The sequence below is a fragment of the Pigmentiphaga aceris genome (assembly GCF_008119665.1).
GTDB classification, from domain to species: Bacteria; Pseudomonadota; Gammaproteobacteria; order Burkholderiales; family Burkholderiaceae_B; genus Pigmentiphaga; species Pigmentiphaga aceris.
Map to the genome: position 1 here is coordinate 3,174,345 of NZ_CP043046.1, position 24,699 is coordinate 3,199,043.

Annotated in this window: 21 protein-coding genes; 8 read left to right on the forward strand and 13 right to left on the reverse strand. The window is 61.7% G+C overall.

What is annotated here, in order from left to right; all coding sequences use genetic code 11:
- The first annotated feature begins 670 nt into the window (after positions 1–670).
- From FXN63_RS13790 to FXN63_RS13825, 8 genes are all read left to right on the forward strand, one after another.
- The gene (locus tag FXN63_RS13790; protein ID WP_148815738.1) at positions 671–1,885 is read left to right on the forward strand and encodes a tyrosine-type recombinase/integrase; all 1,215 of its coding nucleotides are present in this window, start codon (positions 671–673) and stop codon (positions 1,883–1,885) included.
- A gap of 177 nt (positions 1,886–2,062) precedes the next feature.
- Positions 2,063–3,673 (forward strand): methyl-accepting chemotaxis protein, encoded by a 1,611-nt coding sequence (locus FXN63_RS13795; RefSeq protein WP_148815740.1) that lies wholly within the window; start codon positions 2,063–2,065, stop codon positions 3,671–3,673.
- A gap of 1 nt (position 3,674) precedes the next feature.
- Positions 3,675–4,169 carry a chemotaxis protein CheW gene (locus FXN63_RS13800; RefSeq protein ID WP_148815742.1) on the forward strand — a complete coding sequence of 165 codons (495 nt, stop codon included), beginning with the start codon at positions 3,675–3,677 and terminating at the stop codon, positions 4,167–4,169.
- Positions 4,166–5,680: a CheR family methyltransferase gene (locus tag FXN63_RS13805; protein WP_148815744.1), complete on the forward strand. Its 1,515-nt coding sequence runs from the start codon at positions 4,166–4,168 to the stop codon at positions 5,678–5,680. The genes FXN63_RS13800 and FXN63_RS13805 overlap by 4 nt, the downstream gene beginning before the upstream one ends.
- Positions 5,680–6,363: a chemotaxis protein CheW gene (locus FXN63_RS13810; RefSeq protein ID WP_148815746.1), complete on the forward strand. Its 684-nt coding sequence runs from the start codon at positions 5,680–5,682 to the stop codon at positions 6,361–6,363. The genes FXN63_RS13805 and FXN63_RS13810 overlap by 1 nt, the downstream gene beginning before the upstream one ends.
- Positions 6,360–8,810: a hybrid sensor histidine kinase/response regulator gene (locus tag FXN63_RS13815; RefSeq protein WP_148815748.1), complete on the forward strand. Its 2,451-nt coding sequence runs from the start codon at positions 6,360–6,362 to the stop codon at positions 8,808–8,810. Before FXN63_RS13810 ends, FXN63_RS13815 begins: the two co-directional genes overlap by 4 nt.
- Positions 8,807–9,865, forward strand: a complete 1,059-nt coding sequence (cheB, locus tag FXN63_RS13820; RefSeq protein ID WP_148815750.1) for a chemotaxis response regulator protein-glutamate methylesterase — start codon at positions 8,807–8,809, stop codon at positions 9,863–9,865. The genes FXN63_RS13815 and cheB overlap by 4 nt, the downstream gene beginning before the upstream one ends.
- Complete coding sequence (locus FXN63_RS13825) at positions 9,846–10,862, forward strand: diguanylate cyclase (RefSeq protein WP_148815752.1); 1,017 nt, start codon at positions 9,846–9,848, stop codon at positions 10,860–10,862. Before cheB ends, FXN63_RS13825 begins: the two co-directional genes overlap by 20 nt.
- A 133-nt stretch (positions 10,863–10,995) precedes the next feature.
- On the opposite strand, the gene fur is transcribed toward FXN63_RS13825, so the two are convergent.
- The 13 genes from fur to FXN63_RS13890 form a co-directional block, all read right to left on the reverse strand.
- On the reverse strand, positions 10,996–11,433 hold the full coding sequence (fur, locus tag FXN63_RS13830; RefSeq protein WP_148815754.1) for a ferric iron uptake transcriptional regulator: 438 nt from the start codon (positions 11,431–11,433) through the stop codon (positions 10,996–10,998).
- Between the two features lie 17 nt (positions 11,434–11,450).
- On the reverse strand, positions 11,451–12,629 hold the full coding sequence (locus FXN63_RS13835) for a DUF1513 domain-containing protein (RefSeq protein WP_148815756.1): 1,179 nt from the start codon (positions 12,627–12,629) through the stop codon (positions 11,451–11,453).
- A 63-nt stretch (positions 12,630–12,692) separates the two neighbouring features.
- Positions 12,693–13,898 (reverse strand): imelysin family protein, encoded by a 1,206-nt coding sequence (locus tag FXN63_RS13840; protein ID WP_246164815.1) that lies wholly within the window; start codon positions 13,896–13,898, stop codon positions 12,693–12,695.
- Positions 13,898–15,406, reverse strand: coding sequence for a di-heme oxidoreductase family protein (locus tag FXN63_RS13845; protein ID WP_148815758.1), 1,509 nt, complete (start codon positions 15,404–15,406; stop codon positions 13,898–13,900). The genes FXN63_RS13840 and FXN63_RS13845 overlap by 1 nt, the downstream gene beginning before the upstream one ends.
- A 102-nt stretch (positions 15,407–15,508) precedes the next feature.
- Positions 15,509–16,834 carry an imelysin family protein gene (locus FXN63_RS13850; RefSeq protein WP_148815760.1) on the reverse strand — a complete coding sequence of 442 codons (1,326 nt, stop codon included), beginning with the start codon at positions 16,832–16,834 and terminating at the stop codon, positions 15,509–15,511.
- A gap of 213 nt (positions 16,835–17,047) precedes the next feature.
- Entirely contained in the window at positions 17,048–17,434 is a 387-nt protein-coding gene (mnhG, locus tag FXN63_RS13855) for a monovalent cation/H(+) antiporter subunit G (RefSeq protein WP_148815761.1), read from the reverse strand.
- Positions 17,431–17,712 (reverse strand): K+/H+ antiporter subunit F, encoded by a 282-nt coding sequence (locus FXN63_RS13860; protein WP_148815763.1) that lies wholly within the window; start codon positions 17,710–17,712, stop codon positions 17,431–17,433. The genes mnhG and FXN63_RS13860 overlap by 4 nt, the downstream gene beginning before the upstream one ends.
- On the reverse strand, positions 17,709–18,191 hold the full coding sequence (locus FXN63_RS13865) for a Na+/H+ antiporter subunit E (protein WP_148815765.1): 483 nt from the start codon (positions 18,189–18,191) through the stop codon (positions 17,709–17,711). The genes FXN63_RS13860 and FXN63_RS13865 overlap by 4 nt, the downstream gene beginning before the upstream one ends.
- The gene (locus tag FXN63_RS13870) at positions 18,188–19,813 is read right to left on the reverse strand and encodes a monovalent cation/H+ antiporter subunit D (protein ID WP_148815767.1); all 1,626 of its coding nucleotides are present in this window, start codon (positions 19,811–19,813) and stop codon (positions 18,188–18,190) included. The genes FXN63_RS13865 and FXN63_RS13870 overlap by 4 nt, the downstream gene beginning before the upstream one ends.
- A gap of 5 nt (positions 19,814–19,818) precedes the next feature.
- On the reverse strand, positions 19,819–20,163 hold the full coding sequence (locus FXN63_RS13875) for a Na+/H+ antiporter subunit C (RefSeq protein WP_148819324.1): 345 nt from the start codon (positions 20,161–20,163) through the stop codon (positions 19,819–19,821).
- A gap of 17 nt (positions 20,164–20,180) precedes the next feature.
- Positions 20,181–23,099 carry a monovalent cation/H+ antiporter subunit A gene (locus tag FXN63_RS13880; protein WP_148815769.1) on the reverse strand — a complete coding sequence of 973 codons (2,919 nt, stop codon included), beginning with the start codon at positions 23,097–23,099 and terminating at the stop codon, positions 20,181–20,183.
- 264 nt (positions 23,100–23,363) lie between these two features.
- On the reverse strand, positions 23,364–23,885 hold the full coding sequence (def, locus tag FXN63_RS13885; RefSeq protein ID WP_148815771.1) for a peptide deformylase: 522 nt from the start codon (positions 23,883–23,885) through the stop codon (positions 23,364–23,366).
- Complete coding sequence (locus FXN63_RS13890; RefSeq protein ID WP_187394895.1) at positions 23,882–24,532, reverse strand: ankyrin repeat domain-containing protein; 651 nt, start codon at positions 24,530–24,532, stop codon at positions 23,882–23,884. The genes def and FXN63_RS13890 overlap by 4 nt, the downstream gene beginning before the upstream one ends.
- Positions 24,533–24,699: the final 167 nt, after the last annotated feature.

Below are 24,699 nucleotides of genomic sequence, written 5' to 3' on the forward strand. Positions count from 1 at the left end.
TCGCCAGATAGTCCATGTACAAAAATGACATGAGTATCGGCATTTGAATGGTTGCCTGCGATAGCACGGAGCTCAGTCAGAATATACTCCTCATTTTAATTAAAGTGATGCTGAGCGATTCACGCGTGCCTACATCTCAGCAATCCACTCTTACACTGGGTCGAAGACAAATCTGCGAACAGTGCGGACATTTTTTACGTTGCATCGCTCATAGCGCTAGCAAGGCTAGGCAACATTCTGCAAGCGCTTCCCTTGATAGTTGTCTTAGCTGAACAATCTCACGCTTGTATATTGCCCAAATTCTACGGCCTCAGCTCGCGGTGTAGTGATGGAATAAATATAAGCTATCGCGGAGTATCCTCAGCCGACGTCGGCACCCTAGAAGCACCGACAACTACCACGGGCCTTGCTCAGACAGCCACCTCGCGCAACTTGAGCGCTTTTCTATTGCTGATCGGATTCCTACTGATGCTTGCCGCACGCTTGCGTCGCCGCACTGTCCACCCTGAATCCGCGTAGACGATCATGCACAGTCTTGGTTCTACCATGGCGGGTGCAGGTCATTCACGCATTGAATTGAGGGTAACCAAGCGGTTCTAACTGCCTACAGCCGGAACCGGCATCACCGTCAAGGGCCATAATCGCGGGAACGACATCCCGAACATGATCCATGACCCTGGTAATTGCCGACGCCACTCCCCATCTTGCGCCTATCGAGACGACAGTGCTGCCGCGCGCGCTCGACGGCAGTCAGGGCGCAAACCGGGCAGTCGGCACGCGCGCCCAGATATCCGCCACCAATGACCCGGATGCGATCAAGGCGTGGCTGGCGCGCTTTGTGGACTCACCGACTACCTTTTCCAGCTATCGGAAAGAAGCGGAACGGCTGCTGTGGTGGTCGGTGCTGGAATGCGGCAAGCCCTTGTCGGGCCTGAACCATGAAGACCTGCTGGCCTACCAGAATTTTCTGCGTGACCCGCAGCCCGCCGCGCGCTGGTGCATGCCGAACGGCCGCAAGTTCGGTCGGCTGGATGCGGGTTGGCGGCCGTTTTCAGGGCCGCTGTCGGCAAGCAGTCAGCGGCAGGCCATCGTGATCCTGAACACGCTGTTTTCCTGGCTGGTGAATGCGGGTTATCTGGCTGGCAACCCGCTGTCTTTGTCGCGCCAGCGACGCAGGCGTGCCGAGCCGCGCATCGTGCGGTATCTGGACGATGCTTCCTGGCAGGTGGTCAAGGACAGCATCGCCAGCGCGCCGCCTGACGACTTGCGTGCGGTGCGGGTGCGCTGGTTGTTCTCACTGCTATATATATGCGGCCTGCGTGTCTCGGAAGTGGCGGCCAATGACATGGGCGGCTTTTTCAGCCGGGTCGATCGCACCGGCGAAACGCGGTGGTGGCTGGAGATTCTTGGCAAGGGCGACAAGTTGCGCCTGGTGCCGGCCACCAGTGAATTGATGCAGGAACTGGCCCGCTATCGCCGGCAGCTGGGCCTGTCTGCGCTGCCGCAGCTCGGCGAAACCTTGCCGTTGCTGCTGCCCCTGGGCGGTGAGCCACGGCAAATGACGCGCGCGGCGCTTCACGCTGTCATCAAGCAGGTCTTCGCAGATGCCGCAGACAGTCTGCTGGCCCGCAATCCGGCTGCGGTTGTCCAGGCCGGGCGCATTCGTGCCGCATCGGCGCACTGGCTGCGGCACACGGCAGGCTCGGCGATGGCAAGTGGTGACATGGATTTGCGGCATGTACGCGACAACCTGGGGCACGAGTCGATTGCGACCACCAGTCGTTATCTGCACGCCGAAGATGACCACCGTCATGCCGAAACCGAGCGGGGACACCGGCTTTCCTGGCCGGACACGTCTGCCGGGCCAGTTTCGACAGATGCGTAAATCTTCGCCTGCCTTGACCTGACACTACGTATCCCTGTGGCAAGCATGGAATAATCGCGCTAAGCGCGTGCTGCAACATCCTGCAACGAAGCTCGGTTCATCAGCAACATCGACTGCAACTGCCGTCGCAAACTCCCAGCACCGCCCGCCCTTCCACCTGCCGCCCCCGGGATAAGAATGAAAGATTGGACGCTGCGCCAGCGCATCAAGGCGAGTTTCATCGCCGTTCTCGCCATCATGCTGGCCATGGCAATCTCCGACTTCTACCGCTTGATGCGGGTCGAGATCGAGGCCGAGGCCATCACCGGCAACGTCGTGCCCAGCCTGTATCTGAGTTCGTCCATACGCGGCGGCTGGAATGAAGGTTATCTGCTGACCGAAGAGTTTCTTGATCTGCCCGCGACAGGCCGGATTGCCCAGCTTGAAGCCATTCGCGCCATCGATCGCAACGTGGACGAGTTGATCAAGAATTTCGACCGTGTGATTACCGGTAGCGACCAGCGCGTGGCCTTCGATGTCTTCCGCAAGGATCGTCTGTCTTATATCGCGCTGCGCGATCAGGTATTGCAGGCGAACATGAATCAGGAAGGCGATCAGGTGTCGATGCGACAGCAGATTCGTCCTACGTTCCTGGCAGTTCGAACGCAGATGGAAGGCTTGATCGCTGCCAATCGGAAGGAAAATGATGCGGCGCTTGAACGCATCATCGAGGTCGTAACCGGGGCGAAATACGCCATCCTGATCGCTATCGTGCTGGCCATTCTGGCCGCCGCCACCTGCGGCATGCTGTTGATGCGCGCCCTGCTGCAACCGATGCGCAGCATTGTCGACACCATCGGTGCGATTGGCGGCGGCGACCTGACCGAGCGCATGCGCCTGGCCCGCCGCGATGAATTCAACGTGGTTGAAACCGGCTTCAATTCGATGGCGGAATCGCTGACTGGCCTGGTTGGCCAGGCCCAGCGTTCTGCAATCCAGGTTGCTACCTCGGTGACCGAGATTGCAGCCACGTCCCGCCAGCAGCAGGCCACGGCTTCAGAAATCGCCGCGACCACCACCGAGATCGGTGCCACCTCGCGTGAAATTTCGGCCACCTCGCGTGACCTGGTTCGCACCATGAGCGAAGTGTCGAACGCCGCCGAACAGACGGCCACGCTTGCCGGCGGCGGGCAGATCGGCCTGTCGCGCATGGAAGACACCATGCGCAATGTGGTGGATGCGGCTGGCTCGGTCAACGGCAAGCTGGCGGTGCTGAACGAAAAAGCCGGCCACATCACCCATGTCGTCACCACCATCAACAAGGTTGCGGACCAGACCAACCTGCTGTCGCTGAATGCTGCCATCGAAGCCGAAAAAGCCGGCGAATATGGGCGCGGCTTTGTGGTGGTGGCCAGCGAGATTCGTCGCCTGGCCGATCAGACCGCGATTGCCACCTACGACATCGAGCAGATCGTGCGCGAGATTCAGTCTTCTGTGTCGGCCGGCGTGATGGGCATGGACAAGTTCTCGGAAGAAGTCCGCCGTGGCATGAACGAAATGCAGGCTGTGGGCGAACAGCTGTCGCAGATCATTCAGCACGTACAAACCTTGGCACCGCGCGTGGCCATGGTCAACGAAGGCATGCACGCCCAGGCCACGGGCGCCGATCAGATCACCCAGGCGCTGACTCAGCTGAGCGATGCAACCCAGCAGACGGTGGAATCGCTGCGCCAGTCCAGTCTGGCTATTGAAGGCCTGAGCACGGTCGCCGCCGACCTGCGCCAGGGCGTGTCTCGCTTCAAGGTCTGACGTGGACGCGAAACTGCGCGGACGCCGCCTGTTCCTGCTGTTCTGGCTGGGCACGGAGCGTTACGCGCTGGAAGCCCACGACATTGCGGAAATTCTGCCGCTGCGCCCGATGAAGCAAGTACCGGCAACCCCAGATTGGGTGGCTGGTGTGTTCTCGCATCGGGGCACGGCGGTGCCGGTGATCGACCTGTCGCGGCTGGCGACTGGCGTAGCCAGCGCATCGCGCGCCACGACTCGACTGGTCGTCGTGCACTATCGTCATCGGCAACGAAACACCGCACATTTGCTTGGTTTGCTGTTGGAACGCGTGGTGGAAACACAGTATTTCGCTGCCGAATCTTTCACGTCCGATGGGCTGGACCACGTCGATGCGCGTTATCTTGGCCCCGTTGCGCGCACGCCCGAGGGCATGTTGCAGTGGATACGCGTCACCGACCTGCTGCCCGATGCGGTTCACCAACGCTTGTTCCCTGACGAGATGGAGCCGCAAGCGTGAGTTTGCCCAGCTCCGTCATCACCATGCTGCAACAGCGCATCGGGCTGGACCCGGCATCGATCGGGCCGGCCATGATCGAGCGCGCGGTGCGTAGTCGCGCCACGCTGCGCACGCGTGGCAACCTGGAAGACTATCTGCGTGAACTCGATGGCAACGCCACCGAGTTCCAGGCGCTGGTCGATGCGGTCGTAGTCCCGGAGACCTGGTTTTTCCGTTACCCGGAATCGCTGACTGCGATGACCAACGTTGCCTTGCGGCGCTTGGCCGAGCAGCCCGCTGCACCGCTGCGGATATTGAGCCTGCCCTGTTCCACAGGCGAGGAACCCTATTCCATCGCCATGGCCTTGCTGAGCGCCGGTGTTGCACCCGCGCGCTTTGTGATCGACGCCGTTGATATCAGCGAAAGCAATATCGACGCGGCACGGCAAGCCACCTACGGCAAGAACTCGTTTCGCGGTGGTGACCTGAGCTTTCGGGATCGCTATTTTTCGTTGGAAGAACACGGCTACGTGCTGTCGCCGGCCGTATGCGCGCAGGTGCGCCTGCACCTGGGCAACTTGCTGAGCCCCCTGCTGCCGTTCCCGAAGTCGACCTACGACCTGGTGTTCTGCCGCAATCTGCTGATTTATTTCGACGTTGCCACGCAGACGCGAAGCATTCACATTCTGACCGGCCTGGCCCGTTCAGACGGGCTGCTGTTTGTCGGTCCGGCTGAAGCCAGTGTGCTGACGCGGATGCAGCATCGGTCGATTGGTGTGCCGATGGCGTTTGCGTTTCATGCAACGCCAAATACGGCGTCGAACTTGGCATCTCATTCGGCATCCAGTTCGGCTTCAAACACCGCTTTGAACCGGGCCTCGAACACGGCAACGAACACCTTCCCGCATCTTCGTCCGAATGCAAATACGGGGCTGACGAGTTCTGGTCTTACAAGCACGGGTTTTACAAACGCTGCCAGCACCAATCCCCGACCGCTGTCGGCATGGCAACCCGATGCCACAAGACCTGCATCGCTCGCCGGATCGCGCAGTCTGCCCCCCTTGCCTGCGGCCGTCTCGCATGCACGAACGCCAGCAGCCAGTGCCGTACAGTCCGCCATTGCGCCGCTTCGCGCGGAAGCGCCTTCACTGGCACCGGGGCCGATGACGGCTGCCATCACCGCGCCAGTTACAGCTCCCATCACCGAGCAGTCAGACAGCGCCGCCGAAGCCCTGTCGTTCGCCGACATGAACGCGCTGGCCGACAAGGGCCGTTTTGAAGACGCCCTGACCGCCTGCAACGCGCACCTTCAGCGCTTCGGCCCCTCGGCGACCGTCTTTTATCGCCAGGGGCTGTTTCACGACGCCGCGCGTCGCCCTGAAGCCGCGCAAGAGGCTTACCGCAAGACGCTTTACCTTGAACCCCATCATCCGCAGGCGCTGCTGCAACTTGCAGCCTTGCTTGAAGCCGCTGGCGATGCCGAAGGTGCAGCACGCCTGCGCCGTCGCATGAGCCGTCGCGAGGCGACCTAATGAGCGATACCTTGATCCAGGCCCTTGCGCCCTTGCACGATGACATCGACCCATGCTGGCGAACCATCGGCACGCGTGGCGACCAAAGCTGCCCCAAGCTTCAGGAATACTTGCGGTGTGTAAATTGCTCGGTCTATCACGACAAGGCTCAGGCACTGCTGGAACGCCTGCCCGCACGTGTAGACGACGAGGCGGATGAGGTCGAATTCGGCCAGGAATCCTCCAGCGAACGCTTCAACGTACTGGTCTTCCGGCTGGAAGGCGAATGGCTGGCCGTGCCCACCCGCATGCTGGATGAAGTCAGCGAACCGCGTGGCGTCCACCCTGTGCCCCATCGTCGCCGGGGGGCCTTGCTGGGTTTGGTCAATGTGCGAGGCGCACTGACGCCTTGCATATCCCTTGCCCGCCTGCTGTCTTTGCCAGCAGACACCAGTGACCGCAGCGGACTGGAAAACCGCGGACGCATGCTGATCGTGAAAGACGGGGCACGTCAGATCGCCATTCCCGTCGATGCCGTCGAGGGCATTCACGCGATTCGCCGACAAGCCGTCACCGCCGCACCCGCCACCCTGTCGGCTGGCACGCAGTCGGTTGCCACCGGCGTGGTCGATTGCGGCAAACATCGCGCGGGCCTGATCGACCCGACACGGCTGCAACAGGCGCTGGCGGGAGTACTCGCATGAATTCGGATCAATTGCGCGACGCCTCGCTGCTGGAACTCTTCCAGATGGAAGCCGTGGCCCAGGCTGAAGTCCTCAACGGCGGTTTGCTGGCACTGGAACGCGACCCGACATCTGCTGTGCATCTGGAAGCCTGCATGCGCGCCGCCCACTCGCTCAAGGGTGCGGCGCGCATTGTCGACCTCGACCCGGGTGTACGCATTGCCCACGTGATGGAAGACGTGCTGGTCGATGCGCAGGCCGGCCGGCTGCTGCTGGAATCGCGGCATATCGATGTGCTGCTGCAAGGTGTCGACCTGCTGCTGCAGGTAGGCGACCCAGTGCGCCACATGACGATCAGCATCGAGCAAGTGGACGCCTATGTGGTGGCCTTGGGCGCGGTGGTGGCAACGCCGTCGGCAGACACGTTTGCGCTGCCGGCAGTCGATACCAGCATGTCTTTCCTGGGCGATCTGCCTGCGATCGATACGGTGACGCCGTTTACCGATTTGAGCACGCCGCTGGTGCCGTTGTTGCCCGTGATTCCGAACGCGCTGGCATCGGACGGTTATGGCATTCCGGCGATACCCGCCACCCCAGCGATTCCAGTGATTCCAGCAACGCCACTGGCACCGCCGCCCCCGCCGGTCGTCGAAGAAGCCCCCGAACCCGTGCTGAAGCTCCCCGCACGCCCTGGACTGGAAGACACCGACGACGATCAGGACCGCGCGCTGCGCGTCAACGCCCGCACGCTGAATCGCTTGGTTGGCTTCGCAGGCGAAACGCTGGTGGAAGCGCACTGGCTCAAGCCTTTCAACGCCTCGGTGCTGCGTCTGCGCCGCAACCAGCAAGGCGCCACGCGAGCCGTCGCCCGTGTGCAGGACCTGCTGGCCGAACGCGGCCTGGATGATCCTCGCCTGGACGCCGCATTGGAAGAAGCCCGACGCCTGCTGGAAAGCTGCCAGCAAGGGCTGGGCGAGCGCATGGGTGAACTCGATCGCTTCGGCAGCCGCGTCGAACATCTGTCCCAGCGACTTTACGACACCGCGCTGGCTTGCCGCATGCGGCCGTTTGCCGACGCCTTGCCCGGTGGTACTCGCATGGTGCGCGACTTGGCCCGCACCTTGGGCAAGCAGGCTCGCCTGGAAATTTCCGGCGAGACCACCCAGGTTGATCGCGACATTCTGGAAGCACTGGACGCGCCGCTTACGCATCTGCTGCGCAATGCGCTGGATCACGGCGTTGAAACCCCTGCCGAGCGACTCGCCATGGGCAAGTCGGCCGAAGGCGTGCTGCGCCTGCATGCCATGCATCGCGCCGGCAAACTGCTGATCGAGGTCAGCGACGACGGCGAAGGTATCGATCTGGCGCGACTCAGGTCCCGCATTCAGCAACGGGGTTATGCCAATGCCGAAACGGCCGAACGGCTGAGCGAAGCCGAACTGCTTGCCTTCCTGTTCCTGCCTGGTTTCAGCACCCGCAACGCCGTCACCGAATTCTCGGGGCGCGGCGTGGGGCTGGACGTGGTGCAGACCTTGATGCGTCAATTGCGTGGCACGGCACGCATCGAACAGCAGCAAGGGCGCGGCACGCGCGTGGTCATGGAGTTGCCGCTGTCCCTGTCGGTGGTGCGCAGCCTGCTGGTCGATGTGGGCGGCGAAATCTACGCCTTCCCGCTGGCCCTGGTGGACTGCACGGTTCGTGTGCCGGCGGAAGACATCGTCTCGCTGGAAGGCCATCAGCACTTTGCGATGGGCAACCGGCAGATCGGTCTGGTGTCGGCGCGCCAAGTGCTTCAGGAAGGCAATGCCGATGGCCACCCTGGCGATGTGCCGGTGGTGGTGATCGGTGTGGACGACACCGCATTCGGTGTCACCGTGGACAAGCTGCTGGGCGAACGCACGATTGCGATTCAGCCGCTGGACCCGCGCCTGGGCAAAGTCCAGGACATCATGGCCGGCGCGGTGCTGGACGACGGCACGCCCGTGCTGGTACTGGACGTGGAAGACTTGCTGCGGTCCATCGACAAACTGGTCAGCGGCGGCCGCCTGGCCCGGGTCGATGCGCGCCAGGTTGCACCCGTTGCGCATGCGCGCAAGCACGTACTGGTAGTCGATGATTCGCTGACGGTGCGTGAACTTGAACGCAAACTGCTGCATAACCGTGGTTATGAAGTCAGCGTGGCGGTCGATGGCATGGAAGGCTGGAACATGCTGCACGCGGGCCGCTTCGATCTGGTGGTGACCGACGTCGACATGCCACGCATGGACGGCATCGAACTCGTGTCGCGCATACGGGCTGAACCCCGCTTGCGCGCCATGCCGGTAATGGTAGTCTCCTACAAAGATCGCGAGGAAGACCGACGTCGCGGCCTGGATGCCGGTGCCGACTACTACCTGGCAAAGGGAAGTTTCCACGACGATGCCCTGCTCGACGCGGTGGCTGACCTGATCGGAGAGGCAAGATCGTGAAAGTTGCCATCGTCAACGATATGCCCCTGGCGATCGAAGCGTTGCAGCGTGCCTTGGCGCATGATCCAAGCCTGCAGGTCTGCTGGGTTGCCCGATCAGGCGAAGAAGCAATCACACGCTGCGCCACCGACCGCCCGGACGTCATGCTGATGGACCTCATCATGCCCGGCATCGATGGCGTCGAGACCACCAAGCGCATCATGGCCAGCTCGCCATGCGCCATCGTGATCGTCACTGGCGACATACAGCGCCAGACCAATCGAATTTTTGAAGCCATGGGCCACGGCGCGCTCGATGTCACCGGCACGCCGGTGCTGGGCGGCAAAGACCCCGCAGGCGAAGCCCAAGCCCTGCTGCGCAAGATCCGCAACGTCGGCTGGTTGATCGGCCGCGCTGCCATCACCCGCAAACCGGCCGCTGCAGCCCCCGCTACCCGAGGCCTGCCCGGTCAGCTTCTGGCAATCGGTGCATCGGCCGGTGGCCCGGCAGCCTTGGCGCAATTGCTGGCCCGCTTGCCTGTCGATTTTCCCGCTGCAATCGTGCTGGTGCAGCACGTCGATGCCGCGTTTGCTGCAGGAATGGCCGAGTGGCTGGCGACACAGATCAGTTTGCCGGTTAGACTTGCGCGCGTTGGCGAACAACCCCTTCCGGGTACAGTGCTACTGGCCGGTACCGCCGACCACTTGCGGCTGCTGGAAGACCAGACACTGGACTATTGCGCCGAACCGCGTGCCGCGCTGTATCGCCCGTCGATCGATGTGTTTTTCGACAGCGTATCGCGGCATTGGCGCGGACCAGCTGTAGGCGTATTGCTGACAGGCATGGGTCGTGACGGCGCGGAAGGCCTGAAGTCCATGCGTCAGCACGGTTTTTTGACGATTGCACAAGACCAGGCCACCAGTGCCGTCTATGGCATGCCAAAGGCCGCCGCTGCCATCGACGCAGCCGACCGAATCATGCCGCTGGGGTTGATCGCCCCGCTTCTGATAACTCATTTTGCCCCCGATGCCTCACGACAAGCCCAAGGAAGTGGACATGAACGCGGTGCCCGATGACACAACGGCCACGCCGCCAGACAGTTTTCCGGCGATGGTCTTGTTGGTTGACGATCAAGTCATGGTTGGCGAAGCGATCCGTCGCGCGCTGGCCAACGAACCCGGCATCGACTTCCATTACTGCCCAGATCCCCAGCGTGCGCTGGCCGAAGCGATCCAGACGCGCCCGACCGTCATTTTGCAAGACCTGGTGTTGCCCGGTGTCGATGGCCTGAGCCTGGTGCGGGCCTACCGTGCCCACCCGGCCGTCAAAGACGTGCCCATCATCGTGTTGTCTACCAAGGAAGAAGCCTCGGTCAAGGGCGCAGCATTTACGGCAGGTGCCAATGACTACCTGGTGAAGCTACCTGACACCATCGAACTGGTGGCCCGCATTCGCTATCACTCGCGTTCGTATCTGACGCTGCAACAGCGCGACGAGGCCTACCAGGCGCTGCGCAAAAGCCAGCAGAAGCTGCTTGAAACGAACATGGAATTGCGCCGGCTGACCAACCTGGACGGCTTGACCGGGCTGGCCAATCGCCGTTACTTCGATGAGTACCTGGACGCAGAGTGGAAGCGCTCGTTGCGCGAGCGGCGCGAGATCAGCGTGCTGATGCTGGATGTCGACCACTTCAAGCCTTTCAACGACACCTACGGCCACGTTGCCGGAGACGAAGCGCTGAAGCGGGTTGCCGCCACCATTCTTGCCAGCTGCGACCGATCTACCGACTTGGGTGCCCGATACGGTGGCGAAGAATTTTCACTGGTATTGCCAGGCATGCCGGCGGGCGGCGCGCGTCTGATCGCAGAAAAGCTGCGTCGTGCCATTGAAGGCCTGAAAATTCCGCATGCAAGTTCGCCCACTGCTCCGCACCTGACGGCAAGCATCGGCATTGCGTCGGTCATGCCCGACCAGGCAGACGGCGTGATATCGCTGGTGCATTCAGCCGATCGCGGTCTGTACGAGGCGAAGCGCCTGGGCCGCAATCGCGCGGTGCCGGCGTCTATGGTCTGATCGAGCAAGCTGATCAGGCGCGGCTGACGCAAAAAGACCCAGGCATTGCCTGGGTCTTTTGCATTGAGCGCCTGACGGTCTTGCCTGGCGCTGTCTGACTAATGCTGTGCTACGCCGTCTTGCTTGCGCAGTATTACTTGGCGTTGCCTTTCTTGGTCTCAACGACACCGGGGCCCGTGCCGTACAAGGTGATCGAAAACTCGGCCAGGTTGAAACCCAGCTCTGCCGCGATCTCGTGCAGACGTTCCTCGATCTTCGGATCGTGGAATTCCGTAACCTTGCCGGACTGCGTGCACACCATGTGACCGTGATGGCGCTCGTTATCGGTCAGTTCGAACACGGCCTTGCCGCCCACAAACTGGCTGCGCTTGAGCAGGCCAGCCTGTTCGAACTGGGTCAACACGCGGTAAACGGTGGCCAGCCCGATGTCGACATTGTCGGCAACCAACAGGCGATAGACGTCGTCGGCGCTCAGGTGGCGGGTATCCCCTTTGCGGAATACGTCGAGCACCTTCATGCGGGGGAACGTCACCTTCAACCCCATGTTCTTCAGTTCGTCCAAATCGCTCATAAAAACTCCTTGCTGCGTCATCCAGCAATATATGCTTTTTTCGAATCGACGCGGCGAAAGTGATTGTCCCAAGCTGTACTTGGGTCGCGGTCGAATTCGGTGGTAGGAAGATTCGGGCCGCTTTGCTGCAACACGCCCTCCCCGCTGCTTAGTACAAAACGCCCTTCGCCGGCTGCTGCCACGCCGCAGCCATCTGCAATATCGGTACTGCCCAGGCATGCACCGCTGTCTGCATCCCAGTAGACCACCAGGCCGCCCACCGGGCTGGATGTTGCGACAATCTTGCCCGCCATGTCCACGCTGACCGACCCGACATAGTTGCGCAGCCGGCGCAGCAAGTCTGGCGGGCCCGCGAACAGCTCCGCCGCTGATTGACCCCGACGATGGCGGCCCACCAACGGCGGCTGGTCCTGTGCCGGCCCGGAATATTGCATGCCGAACCATACTGCGCCATCGGCGGCGATTGCCAGATGGCGGATCGACAACCGATGCTGAGTGGCCGGCAGCGCGACTCGGTCGACTACCTTGCCGCTTGCCAAGTCAAGATAGACCAGCGAAGGCGACATGGTGTCCAGGTTCAGTTCAAGCTTGCCGTAGTCTGGGTGGGTAAGGATGCCACCGTTGGCCACGCACAGCGTGCGTCCATCAGGCATCAGCAACACTTCGTGCGGGCCGACGCCGGCAGTGTCGAATTCTCCGACTCGGCGGTAGGCACCGCCTGGGCTGGCGTCATATACCCCAAGCACGCCACGCCCGGCCTCGAAGTCATTTTCAGTCGCAAACAGCAGGTGGCCGTCGTTGCGGTATACCCCGTGACCGAAATAATGCCGGTCTGCGGGCAAAGGTAGTTCGGTCGCGGGCTGACGTCCTTGTAGATCAAACGCAGTCGCGAAGAATCCTGCCTGTCTGCCGAATACCACCGCCCGTTGGCGGGGGGCGTCGATGGCAAAGCTGTGACCGCGTGCTTCCAGGTCGATTGTGCGTGCAACATGACCACGGGCATCAAGCACGACTGCTTGAAAGCTGTCGCCGTGCTTGCGTGCGGCCAGGTACGTGGGGCTGGTATCAGCGATGGCACCAGACGCGAACGCCGCCTCGCCCGTTTGCAGCTTCGATGCAGCATGCACCGCAGGCACCGCAGGCACCGCCAACAACGCAGCACCTGCCGCCAAAAACCTTCTGCGATCAATCGCCATCAGGCAGTCGCCAGCATGGCGGTTGACATCAAGACCGTTGCAAACGAGTCAACCATATCTGAATCAATCACCATCAAGCGCATTGAACCCAAGCGTGACACCAAAAGCGGGAGCGATAACGCCGCCGACCATGCTGCCCAGGTTGTCAGCAATCAGTTTCGCCAAGGTGAGATGGCGGCGATTCGGCTCTGCCAGCGCAGTGTCGAGCGGCATGTCGGCGATAGCCTGCAAACTGCTTTGCGCGCTGGCGATCTCCGTCAGGAAACCGGAATCAGCAGATCGCTCTTCCGAGCTGTAGCTGTCAGCCAGTTGCGCTGCGGCGTAGAAATCACCCATGCCACGCACGTTCGCCGCCAGATAACGAGCGGTCGAGCCACTGCGCCAGAAGGTGCCGCGCTGCGCGCGCGCCTCGGAGGCGGTGGCACCCATCATCGGCGCAAGCTTCGCTTCGCGCAGGAACTTGATGCCGGTAGCCAAGGCTTTGAAGGCTTCGGCGGCAACCTCCTGCGTATTGCGGTAGATGGAATTCTCGGCCTTCGGCTCGGTAAATGCGCGCCCGGTGTCGCCCGTGGCCGACCAGGCATCGACCAATTCAGCACTGATGTCACGCACATTGGCAGTCGTGGCGGCTGCCAGCAGACAGCGGTAGCGCGATGCAGGACTGCCATCGGACAAGGTGTCTGCGCCATCACCGAACAACAGGAATTCGACTGCGGGCAAGCCCTGCACTGCCACGCTGCGAGCGCGCAACGCGCCCGGAGCCAAGGCCGCAGGATCGGCAGCTTTCAAGGCCAGGCCCAGTTGCCTGGGGACCGCGCCGCGTGCGTCGGGCCAGAAGAAGATGCGTTCGAAACGGTTGTCGCCAATCATCGGTCCGAAGCGCAACAGTTCCACGCGTGCCCAGGCGTCCAGTAGCAGCCGGAAGTTTTCATCGATCTTTGCCCGACCCGCAGCTGGTGCACCCGCCTCGCACCAGGGCACCAGACTCGTCTGCAAGCTGTTGCTGCGTTCAAGCAGCTGGGCGGTTGCCGGCCGTATATAGCCGTCCGCCAGGCGCTGCCCCAGATCGGCGGGCAAGGTGCCGGCTGTGGCGTTTGCCGATATGCCGAATGCGGCGGCAGTCAGCACAAGCGTGGTGACCAGGCGGCGCAGATACGTTTCCGAGCTTGTCTTCCGACGCGCCAAAGCAACCACAGCAGGTGTCGCAGGACCGCCCGCCAAGGGCATCTTTTTCAGCCAGCTTTCACGAAAACCGCGCAGCGCATGCATTACAGGGACTCCAGGAATCTGATCAGGTCGGCACGTTCTTGCGCGGTCATCTTGACCACCCGGTCACGGGCCGGCTGCGCTTCGCCACCATGCCACAACACGGCTTCAAGCAGCGTGCGCGCCCGACCATCATGCAGCCAGGTAGCTTGCGGATTGACGGTCTTGGTCAAACCAATGCCCCATAGCGGTGGCGTACGCCACTCGCTGCCGCTTGCGTCGCCTTCCGGACGGCCGTCGGCCAGGCCTTCGCCCATGTCGTGCAGCAGCATGTCGGTATACGGCCAGATCAGCTGGAAGCGATGCTCCAGCCGGGCGGCGTCGCGTCGCGTTACGTACTTGGGCGTGTGGCAAGCCACACAGTTGCTGGCGTAAAACAGTTGCTTGCCCGCCAACACTCGTTCGTTATCGACCTCGCGACGCTGGGGTACGCCCAGGTTCTGCGCGTAGACATTCACAAGTTCGGCAAATTTCGCGGGCACTTCTTCCTTGCCCAAGCGCGCCTGCGCGCCGTGGGGCATGGCCAGACAGGCTTTCTGCGCTTCGGTGCAGTCACCGTAATGCGTGGGCAGCATGGGCGTGGACAAGCCCATGTCCTCGAAGAACGCCATTGAATTCTGCTGATTCACCGAGGGCTGGCCAGCTTTCCAACCAAAGCGACCCAGGACCACTTTGTTGGTCACCAGATCACGCGCCCGGTTCGGACGCCCACTTATGCCGTCGCCATAGTCACTGCGAGCATTAGCATAGATGTCGTCTTCATGAATCGCTTCCAGCAGGCCCAGGCCGATCACAGGCGGTGCCAGTCGCGGCGACATCATTACCTGCGGGTGCATGGGGCCGTAGCCCAGATCACGGATCTGGTAAGTGGGCTTCATCAAGGTGACCGTCTCGCCACCATTGAGCACAACCGGGACTTCGTCGTAGCGGATGTCGATACGACCTTCGCCTGGGACACCCGTGGCCGCAAAAGGCTGCAACTGAAGACCGTAGGTTGGTTCGGCGAAGGTGAACAGTTCCGGCACGTCAATCTTGGGGCCGCCCGCAGCAGGCGTTGGCTGCGGGATCGACAGACGCATCAACAAAGCCATGTTCTCAGACCGCTCCGGCCCTTCGAATGCCGGAATTGTGCCGCGACCGTCCTTCACATGGCAGCCCTGACAGGACCGCGCGTTATACAGCGGCCCAAGCCCGTCAGACGCATGTGTGGATGCAGGCGACGCCACCCAATCCTTGCGGAACAGACCGTTGCCCACCAAAAAATCCTGCCGGGCCTGCATGCTCAGATTGGCAGCGGGCTGGGAAAAGATATCGGCGTTGATCAGTTTGTCGATCGTGCCCGCTCCGCCCTGCATCAGCTCGAACCGTTCGGGCAGCGAAAAGTCGCGCGTGGGCGCGGTGATGGCACGAACCCGTTCCAGGTCTGCCGGGCTGAGATCACGGCGTGGACCGTCGCCAGCGGCCACTGCCGGCAAGGCAAGCGCCGCCAGCAGGAAGAAATAACTACGCATGCGAATTGGACTCACCAGGGGCTAGGCAGCACGCTTGAAATGAATGCCACACGCAGGCAGCACTGGACAGTGCTTGCCTGTGTGTGGATCGACAACCAGGGCTTATTTGAAGATTTCGCCCGGCTTGTCCAGGCTGTCCGAGCCCTCGACCTTCACACCACCCAGCTTCAGCGCCACCACGACACGCTCGAAGCTGCGCGTCTGATCGACCAGGCGGTCGATCGCTGCCTGCACCACGGCGTTGCCTTCCTTGTTGCCCTCGGCAATCATCTGGTCATAGGTTTCAACGGTTTCCGCGCGCTTTTTCAGCGCAGCCATGGCGGCCGTCGTGGCATCGAGCTTGGCGCGCACTTCTGCATCCAGGGCAGCGTCGCTGGCTTTCACCAGGTCTGACACGCTGGCCCCCTTGACCACTACGCCGTCGCTGCGCTTGTACGAACCCAGGTAGACATTTTGAATGCCAATCTGGTCGTAGTAATGCGAGTTGTGCGTATTGTCGGAGAAGCAGTCATGCTCTTCCTCGGGGTCATGCAGGATCAGGCCAAGCTTCATGCGCTCGCCGGCCAATTCGCCGTAGGACAGGCTGCCCAAACCGGTCATCAACGCAGACAGCCCTGCTGCGGGATCACTTACCACTGCCTTGCGGGCTGCGCCATTGACCTTCCAGTTGCTGACCATTTCTTCCAGGTCGGAAACCAGCAGATCGGCTGCGGCTTTCAGATACTGCACCCGGCGATCGCAATTGCCGTTGGTGCACTGCTTGGTATCGAAATCGGTAAACGGACGATTGCCTGCATGGCGTTCCTGCGGCGTGCCCTTGCGGTCGGCCGGTGCGGGACCGGTGCCGTTCAAATCCTGGCCCCACAGCAAGAATTCAATCGCGTGATAGCCCGTTGCCACGTTGGCTTCGTTGCCGCCCGCTTCCTGCAGTTGTTCAGACAACAGCGCCGGGTTGATCTTGCTGGCGTCGATCTGCTTGCCGGCAACCGTGAGCTTGGGATTGGCGATCACGTTCAAGGCGTAGAACGCATTTTCGTCCGAGCTGGTGCCGTAGCTGGCATCGACATAATCGATCAGGCCTTCATCCAGCGGCCAGGCGTTTACGCGCCCTTCCCAGTCATCGACGATGGCGTTGCCGAAGCGGAAGGCTTCGGTTTGCTGATAAGGCACGCGGGCGGCAAGCCATGCCGTGCGCGCCGCTTTCAAGGAAGCTTCGCTGGGCTTGGAGGCCAGTGCGTTGATGGCTGTGCGCAGCTTGCGTGCACCGGACAGGGAGTCCTGATACCCGGCAAGCGCCAGGTCTGCATACAGGGCGACGACCTGCTTGGGCTGGACAGCGGCCACAGCGCTTTGCGCGCTCAACAAACCGGTGCCGAGGAAGGCCGCGCTCAACAAGATCGCGCCCAAGCGTTTTTTATACGTCGTCATCGAATTTTTCCCTGAAGTTTCCGGATCCCCATCGGGCAAGTCCCGACAGCTTCCGAATCAATTCCGGGCCGCTTTACCAAGCCGGCCTCCTCCCACGAAGCCGTTGATTGTAAACGATTTTCATTTAATAACTGACGGCGAACTTACTGCCTGAACGTTCTATCCAGGCAGTAAGTTGTGCCGCGATCTGAAACGCTTCGGATTTTTTCCGGCTTATTTACGCAGCACGGCGTCTTCCGGACCGGGCTGCGGCATTTCCACATTGTCTTCGGCGTCTTCTTCCGCTGGACGCTCGCGCTTGCGATACAACGCCGCGCGAACCAGCAGCATTGCCGTCACCGGTGCCGTCATGGTCAAGAAAATGTAGATCAATACCTCGTGCACCACGGGCCGGCCACCCACAGCCGAAAACACCAGGATAGACGCAGCCAGAATGCACAAGGTGCCCAAGGTGGTGCCCAAAGCCGGTGCATGGAAGCGGGTCAGGAATTCACGCAGGCGCAGCAGGCCCACAGCGCCGACCAAGGCGATCAGGCTGCCCAGCACCAGCAGCAGCGAAGCGGGTAAAGCAGCCCAGAGCGGAACGTCTTCGAGATTCATGGTTCGATCACCTCCCCGCGCAACAGGAACTTGGCAAACGCCGTCGAGCCGACGAAGCCGAACAGTGCAATCAGCAGCGCCACATCGAAGTACAGCGTGGTGCCGTAACGAATGCCCACGGTCAGCACCAGCAACATGGCGTTGATATACAAGGCATCGAGTGCCAACACACGGTCTTGCGCACTTGGCCCGATCAGCAGGCGTCCAAGCGAGCACAGCATGGCGGCGCACAGCGCCAGCAACGCAAACGTCAGTGCATACCCAAGAATCTGATTCATTCGAAAATCTCCATCAGCGGTCGCTCGTAGCGATCCTTGATGAGCCGCGTCCACGTCTCCTCGTCTTGCACGTCAAGCACGTGGATGGTCAGGATGTTGTCTGCGTTCAGGTCGGTCCAGACGCTGCCCGGCGTGGCCGTCAACACACATGACAACACGGCCAGGCCGTGCGGATCGCGCATGTCGAGCTGAATGCGGATGAAACCCGACACGACCTCGTGCCCTGCCATGCCCAGCACGATGCGGCCCACCGCAATATTCGAGCGGACCACGTCGACGGCCACTCGCGCCATCAGGCTGAAGACGGTGAGAACGCGACGCGGCTGTGAACGCAACGGACGCATTGCGCCGGTGGCGGCCGGAATCGCAAACGCCAGCAGGCCGCCCACGATCAATTGCCCTGCTGAGGCGGAATTGTTCAGCAGCAGCCACAACACCCACAGGAACAGGGGCAGCCAGGGAAGTTGACGGCGGTTCATTGTGTGGCTCCCGGAAGACCGGCCCGGTCGGGCCGTGCAGCCATCACTGCGTCGATATAACCCTGCGGATTGGCCAGGCTGGCGGCTGCGCCATCCAGATAGGTCAGCACCGGGCCGGCTGCAGCAGACATCAGCACGCAGCTCATCACCAGCAAGGCCACCGGTCCGGCTTCGATGACTCGCAGGCGCGGTGTGGTGCGCTTTTCCGCACCCCAGAACGAACGCATGCCGATCCGGCACAGCGTAATCACGCCAGCCAAGCCGGACAACAGCAGCATCGCGACAAACGCCCATACCGCCAGCGAATCCACCGCTGTCGGTGCCGATGCAATGGCCGCCGACAACATGGCGAACTTGCCGATGAAGCCAGACAAGGGCGGCATGCCGGTCACGAGCAAGGCGCAACTGACAAAGGCCAGGCCCAGGAACGCCATTGCCGCCGGAATTGCCACGCCGACCACGTCGTCGCTGCGCATGGCGTCGGCCGGGTCTTCCATGCCGAAGGCTTCGAACGACACCGCCAGCAGATCCGCCCCGAACACGCGGCTGCGCGCCACCATTTCCACCAGCAGGAAGAATGCACCCGTGGCCGTTACCGAACTGACCATGTAGAACAGTGCCGGCGCATTCAGGCGCGCATCGTTCAGCCCGAAGGCGGTCAGGACAATACCGGACGACATCAACACGCAGTACGCCACGACGCGATCAAGTTGCTGAGACGCCAACAGCCCAAGCGTTGCGAACCCAAGCGTCGCCAGGCCGCCCGCCACCATCCATTCGCCACCCAGGGGGGCAAAGACGCCAGCCGGCGCCAGCAAGGTGTCAAGCCGCACCAAGGCATACACACCCACCTTGGTCATGATGGCAAACATGGCAGCCACCGGCGCAGCAGCCGCCGTATAGGCGCTGGGCAACCAGAAGTTGAAGGGCCAGACGCCTGCTTTGACCAGGAAGGCACTGGCCAGCAACGCAATCCCCACTGAGAACTGGGTGCGCTGCGCCTCGGACAGTGCCTGCACGCGGTCGACCATATCGGCCATGTTCAGCGTACCGGTCATGGCATAGATCAGCGCCACACCCAGCAGGAACAGGAAGGACGCGGCCAGGTTGATGGCGATGTAATGCAGGCCGGCGCGTACCCGTGCCACGCCCGAGCCATGCAGCAGCAAACCGTAGGATGCCGCCAGCAAGACCTCGAAGAACACGAACAGATTGAACAAGTCGCCCGTCATGAAGGCACCGCTCAAGCCCATCAACAGGAACTGGAACAGGCTGTGGAAGTGCACTCCGACGCGGTCCCAATGGGCCAGGGAGTAGATCAGCGTGGCAAAACCCAGCAACGAAGTCAGGCCAACCATGACGGCAGCCAACTGATCGACAACCAGCACGATGCCGAACGGGGCAGGCCAGCCACCGGGCAGATAAACGACGATCCCCGAAGGCCAGATTTCCGGCCATGCGCCACCGGCTGCGCGCAGCAACATTACTGCGCAGAACCCATGGATCAGCATGGAAACCAGGGCCAGGGCTTCACGCACACCACGCTGCGACTCGCGCAGCAACAACATCAGCGCCCCCGTGAACAAGGGGACGACGACAACCAGAATGGGCAGATGGGTCATCCAGCTCAAGACTCGGACTCCCTGCCGTCAACGTGGTCGGTGCCGGTAAAGCCGCGAGCGGCCAGCAGCACCACCAGGAACAATGCCGTGGTGGCAAAACCGATCACGATGGCCGTCAGCACCAGCGACTGCGGTAGCGGATCGTCATACAAGGTCGGGTCCAGGCCGCGCACCGCGTCGATCACCGGGGCGCGCCCGGTGGTCAGGCGGCCGGCGCTGAAGATGAACAGGTTCACCGCATAGGACAGCAAGGTCAGTCCCATGATGACCTGGAAAGTACGCGGGCGCAGGACCAGCCAGATGCCCGAGCCGGCTACCACGCCCACCGCGACGGCGTAGACCAGCTCCATTGAAATCGTGAATTCCATCATGTTTCTCCGTCGGTGAGCTGGTTCGCCGCACCCGCGCGTCCGGCCGAGGGCCGACGCTGGCTACGCAAGGACTGGTGAGCCAAGGCCACCAGGATCAGCACCGTGGCACCGATCACAAGCATGTACACGCCGATGTCGAATATCAGCACGCTGGACAAATGCACTTCGCCCACCAGCGGCAGCACCGGGTGCCAGGCAATTGCAGACATGAAGGGCATGCCGGCAAACCAGCCCATTACCCCTGCAGCCGCCGCACACAGCAGACCGAAGGCGATCCAGTACTGCGGATGAATGCGCGTGCGCGACTCGACCCACACGGTGCCACCCACCATGTATTGCAGGATGGCAGCGGTTGCCATCACCAGGCCGCCGACAAATCCACCGCCCGGCTCGTTGTGGCCACGCAGCAGGAAGAACAGCGACACCATCGCAGCAATCGGCAGCAACAGCCGGACATTGACGGCAGGAATGCGCATGGCATTGCCAGGCAGCAGCGCCGTTACGTCCGGGGCCGGGTGATCGTCGGCTTCGTCTTGATCCAGCTGCTGATGCGGCCGGTCGATACTTTCTGGTGGCGGACGGAAGCGACGCAGCAAGGCGTAGACGGTGAGCGCCACGATGCCCAGCACCGTGATTTCGCCAAAGGTGTCAAAACCGCGGAAGTCGACCAGGATCACGTTCACCACGTTGGTGCCACCGCCCAGCGGCAGCGCATTTTCCACGAAGAACGGACCAATGCCAGGCACCATCGGGCTGGTCAGCATCACGTAGGTCACGGTCGCCAAGCCCAGGCCCACCGCGCAGGCAATCACCAAGTCACGCAGGCGGCGCAGCTTGGCGCGCGCTGGTTCGTTCTCGTCGTCGCGGGCAATCCGGCGGGGCAGCCAGCGCAGACCCAGCAGGATCAGTACCACAGTCACGACCTCAACAGTCAACTGAGTCAGTGCCAGGTCGGGTGCAGACAACCAGACGAAGGTCATGCATGTCACCAGCCCTGCTCCACCCGACAGCATCAACGCCGCCAATCGGTGGTACTTGGCCTGCGTTGCCGCTGCCACGGCGCTGACGCCGCCAATCACCCACATCAGCAGGAAGACCGGATCGAGCTCAGTGACCTCGCGGCGCGGCCCGGTGGTATCACCCGTCCACCACAAGGCGGTCCCGATGATCAGGCAGCCCAGCACCAGCAACAGCAGTTGCACCTGCAGACGACCCGAAGACAACAGCCGCAGCGCGTAATTGGCAGCCCCCGTGACAAACGCCATCACGATGTCGAAGCTGCGCTTGCCGTCGAAGCGGTAGATCACCGGCGCCTTGCCCGGATGTTCACGCTGGTGACGACGCAGCGCCAAGTACAGGCCAATACCGCCCAGCAAGGCCAGCAAGCTCATGACCAGCGGGGTATTCCAGCCATGCCACAAGGCCAGGCTATACGTCGGCATCGTGTCGCCCAGAATGGAACGGGCAGCGGTATCGAGCAAGGGACCAACCGTCAGGGCAGGCAGCACACCCACGACCAGGCAGGTAATCACCAGCAAGGTGCTGGGCAACAGCATCCAGCGCGGCGGCTCATGCGGCGGGCGCGGCAGATCGTCCGACGGAGCCGGACCAAAGAACACCTGCAAGATGAAACGCAGCGAGTAAGCCACGCTGAACGTACTGGCAACCACCGCCGCCAGCGGCAGCAGCACACGAACGCTCAGGTTGCCGGCCACGTAGACGGTTTCGGTGAAGAACATCTCTTTCGAGATGAAGCCGTTCAGCAAGGGCACGCCCGCCATCGAAGCCGCCGCCACCATGGCCAGCGTGGCGGTAATCGGCATGGCTCGTCGCAGCCCACTCAAGCGTCCAAGATCGCGCGTACCGGTTTCGTGGTCGACGATACCCGCCGCCATGAAGAGCGATGCCTTGAAGGTTGCGTGATTGACGATGTGGAACAGCGCGGCCACCAGGCCGATGGTGCTGTTCATGCCCAATAGCAGCGTGATCAGCCCAAGATGGCTGATGGTCGAGTAGGCAAGCACCCCTTTCATGTCTTGCTGGAAGATCGCCGCGTACGCGCCGATGACCAAGGACAGCAAGCCCGCGCCGCCCACGATATAGAACCAGGCATCAGTGCCCGACAGCACCGGCCAGAACCGGGCCAGCAGGAACACGCCCAGCTTCACCATCGTGGCCGAGTGCAGATAGGCAGACACCGGCGTCGGTGCCGCCATGGCGTTCGGCAGCCAGAAATGGAAGGGGAACTGCGCGCTCTTGGTCAGTGCGCCCAGCGCGATCAGCACCAGCGTGGTCACGTACCAGGGGTGAGCGCGAACCACTTCGCCTGCCTGAAGCACCACGTCCAGCTCGTAGCTGCCGACGATATGGCCAAGCATCAACATGCCGGCCAGCAAGCAAAGACCGCCGGCCCCAGTGACCGTAAGCGCCATGCGCGCACCGCGACGCGCATCCGCACGATGATGCCAGTAGGCAATCAGCATGAAGGACGCGAAGCTGGTGACTTCCCAGAACACGGCCAGTTGGATCAGATTGCCCGACAGCAACACGCCCAGCATGGCACCCATGAAGGCCAGGAAGAACGCGAAGAAGCGCGGCACCGGGTCGGCGGGCGACATGTAATAACGCGCGTACAGCACCACCAGCGCGCCCATGCAGGTAACCAGCATGGCAAACAGCCATGCATAACCGTCCATGCGCAAACTGAAGTTCAAGCCCAGCGTGGGTGCCCAGGGCAACACCATGCGTACAGGTTCACCGCTTTGAATGGCGGGATACAGAGAGGCGGTCAGACAGACGCAGGCGACTGCAACCAGACCCGCCAGCCAAGCCTCGGCATTACGCGCATTGGCGGGTAATACCGCCGCGCACAGGCTGCCCAGGAACGGCAGCATGACTATCAAGAGTAGTGTCATGCATCCCCTCCTGTCAGCATGGCCCCTATGGCCGAGACAAAGGCTATATAAACAGCCGGATAGGTGGCTAGGCGAGCGGCCACCTGAGCGCCGCTCATCGACCTCGAGCGTTGAACTTCATCGATCATCAGACCCCGCAAAGCAGTTCGGCTGTGCCGAGATTGGATTTTTATTTTAATTTTATAGGGTCAACGCGCCTGATCGACGCAGATTGCAGATTTTTTTGCACAAATCGCGCCAATTACGCGGCGATTCGTGCTTTTTTCAGGCCTCAGTCGCAGGAAACAGTACGTCGGTGAACCCAAAACGGCTGAAATCGGTGATACGCATTGTGTACAGCGTGCCAACCAAGTGGTCGTATTCGTGCTGCACAACGCGGGCATGGAAGCCGGTTGCTTCACGATCGATGATGTTGCCGTCGGCATCCAGGCCCTGATAACGGATGTGCCGATAACGGGGCACCACCCCACGCAGACCTGGAATCGACAGGCAGCCTTCCCAACCGTCTTCGATCTCGTCCGACAAGGGAGTGATCACGGGGTTGATCAGCACCGTCCGCGGAACCGGCGCGGCATCTGGGTTGCGTTCGCTTTGCTCGAAACCGAACACCACCAATTGAAGATCCACGCCAATCTGCGGAGCCGCCAGCCCTACCCCGCCTTCGGCGTGCATGGTATCGAACATGTCTTCAACCAGTTGCGCCAATTCAGGCGTGCCGGTTTGCTGCACCGGCTGTGCAATGCGCAGCAGCCGCGAGTCACCCATACGTACGATTTCACGGATCATGGCTTTGCTCCGCGGCGCTTCACGTCGCGGTCAATGCGTTCACGCAGCGCATTGGCCAAGGTGGTGTGGCCCATCGATTTGGCAAAATCGGCGGCGTCCATGCCCAACTGATTCTTCAGCGTGGCATCGGCACCTTCGTCCAGCAACAGCTTCACGGCGTCAAAGTGGTCGTGTCGCGCGGCCATCATCAGCGGCGTGGTCTGGTTCGGTGCAGCGGCGTCGATATAGGCGTAATTGGCGATGAAGAGCTTGATCAGCTCGACATTGCCAATGGTTGCGGCGTAGTGCAGCGGCGTCCAGCCTGCCTGATTGACCTCGGCACCACGCGCAACCAAGGCAGTTGCGCGCGGCACGTCACCCTTGATCGCCAAGTACATCAGCGGGGTTTCCTTGGCCGGGTTCTGGATGTTCAGGTCGATGTCCTTGGCAGCCAGCAGTACATCGTAGACCCCCCAGGCATCTTCCTTGATGGCTTCCATGATGGCGGGGCTGCCGTCTTCGGCACGGGTGTTGGGCGACAGGCCGCGAGACAGTGCCGACTTTACTTTCGGTGCGCGATCGTTACGAACGTCGATAAAGAAGTCGTCGAACTGGCCCGCCGCGCTGGCGTTGCTTGCGCAGCCAGTCACGAACAGCATCGTGGCCATGACAAGCGCGCCAAGGGTGATGCGCCGCGCTGAGGAAACACTTGATATAAATGACATTCGCTTAATCTCTCAAGTCATTGTTTTTATTGGATAACAGCCTCTTCATAGATCACCAAACTTAAAGTGATTTATGAAGTTCTATACAGGATCTCATCATCATGACGACT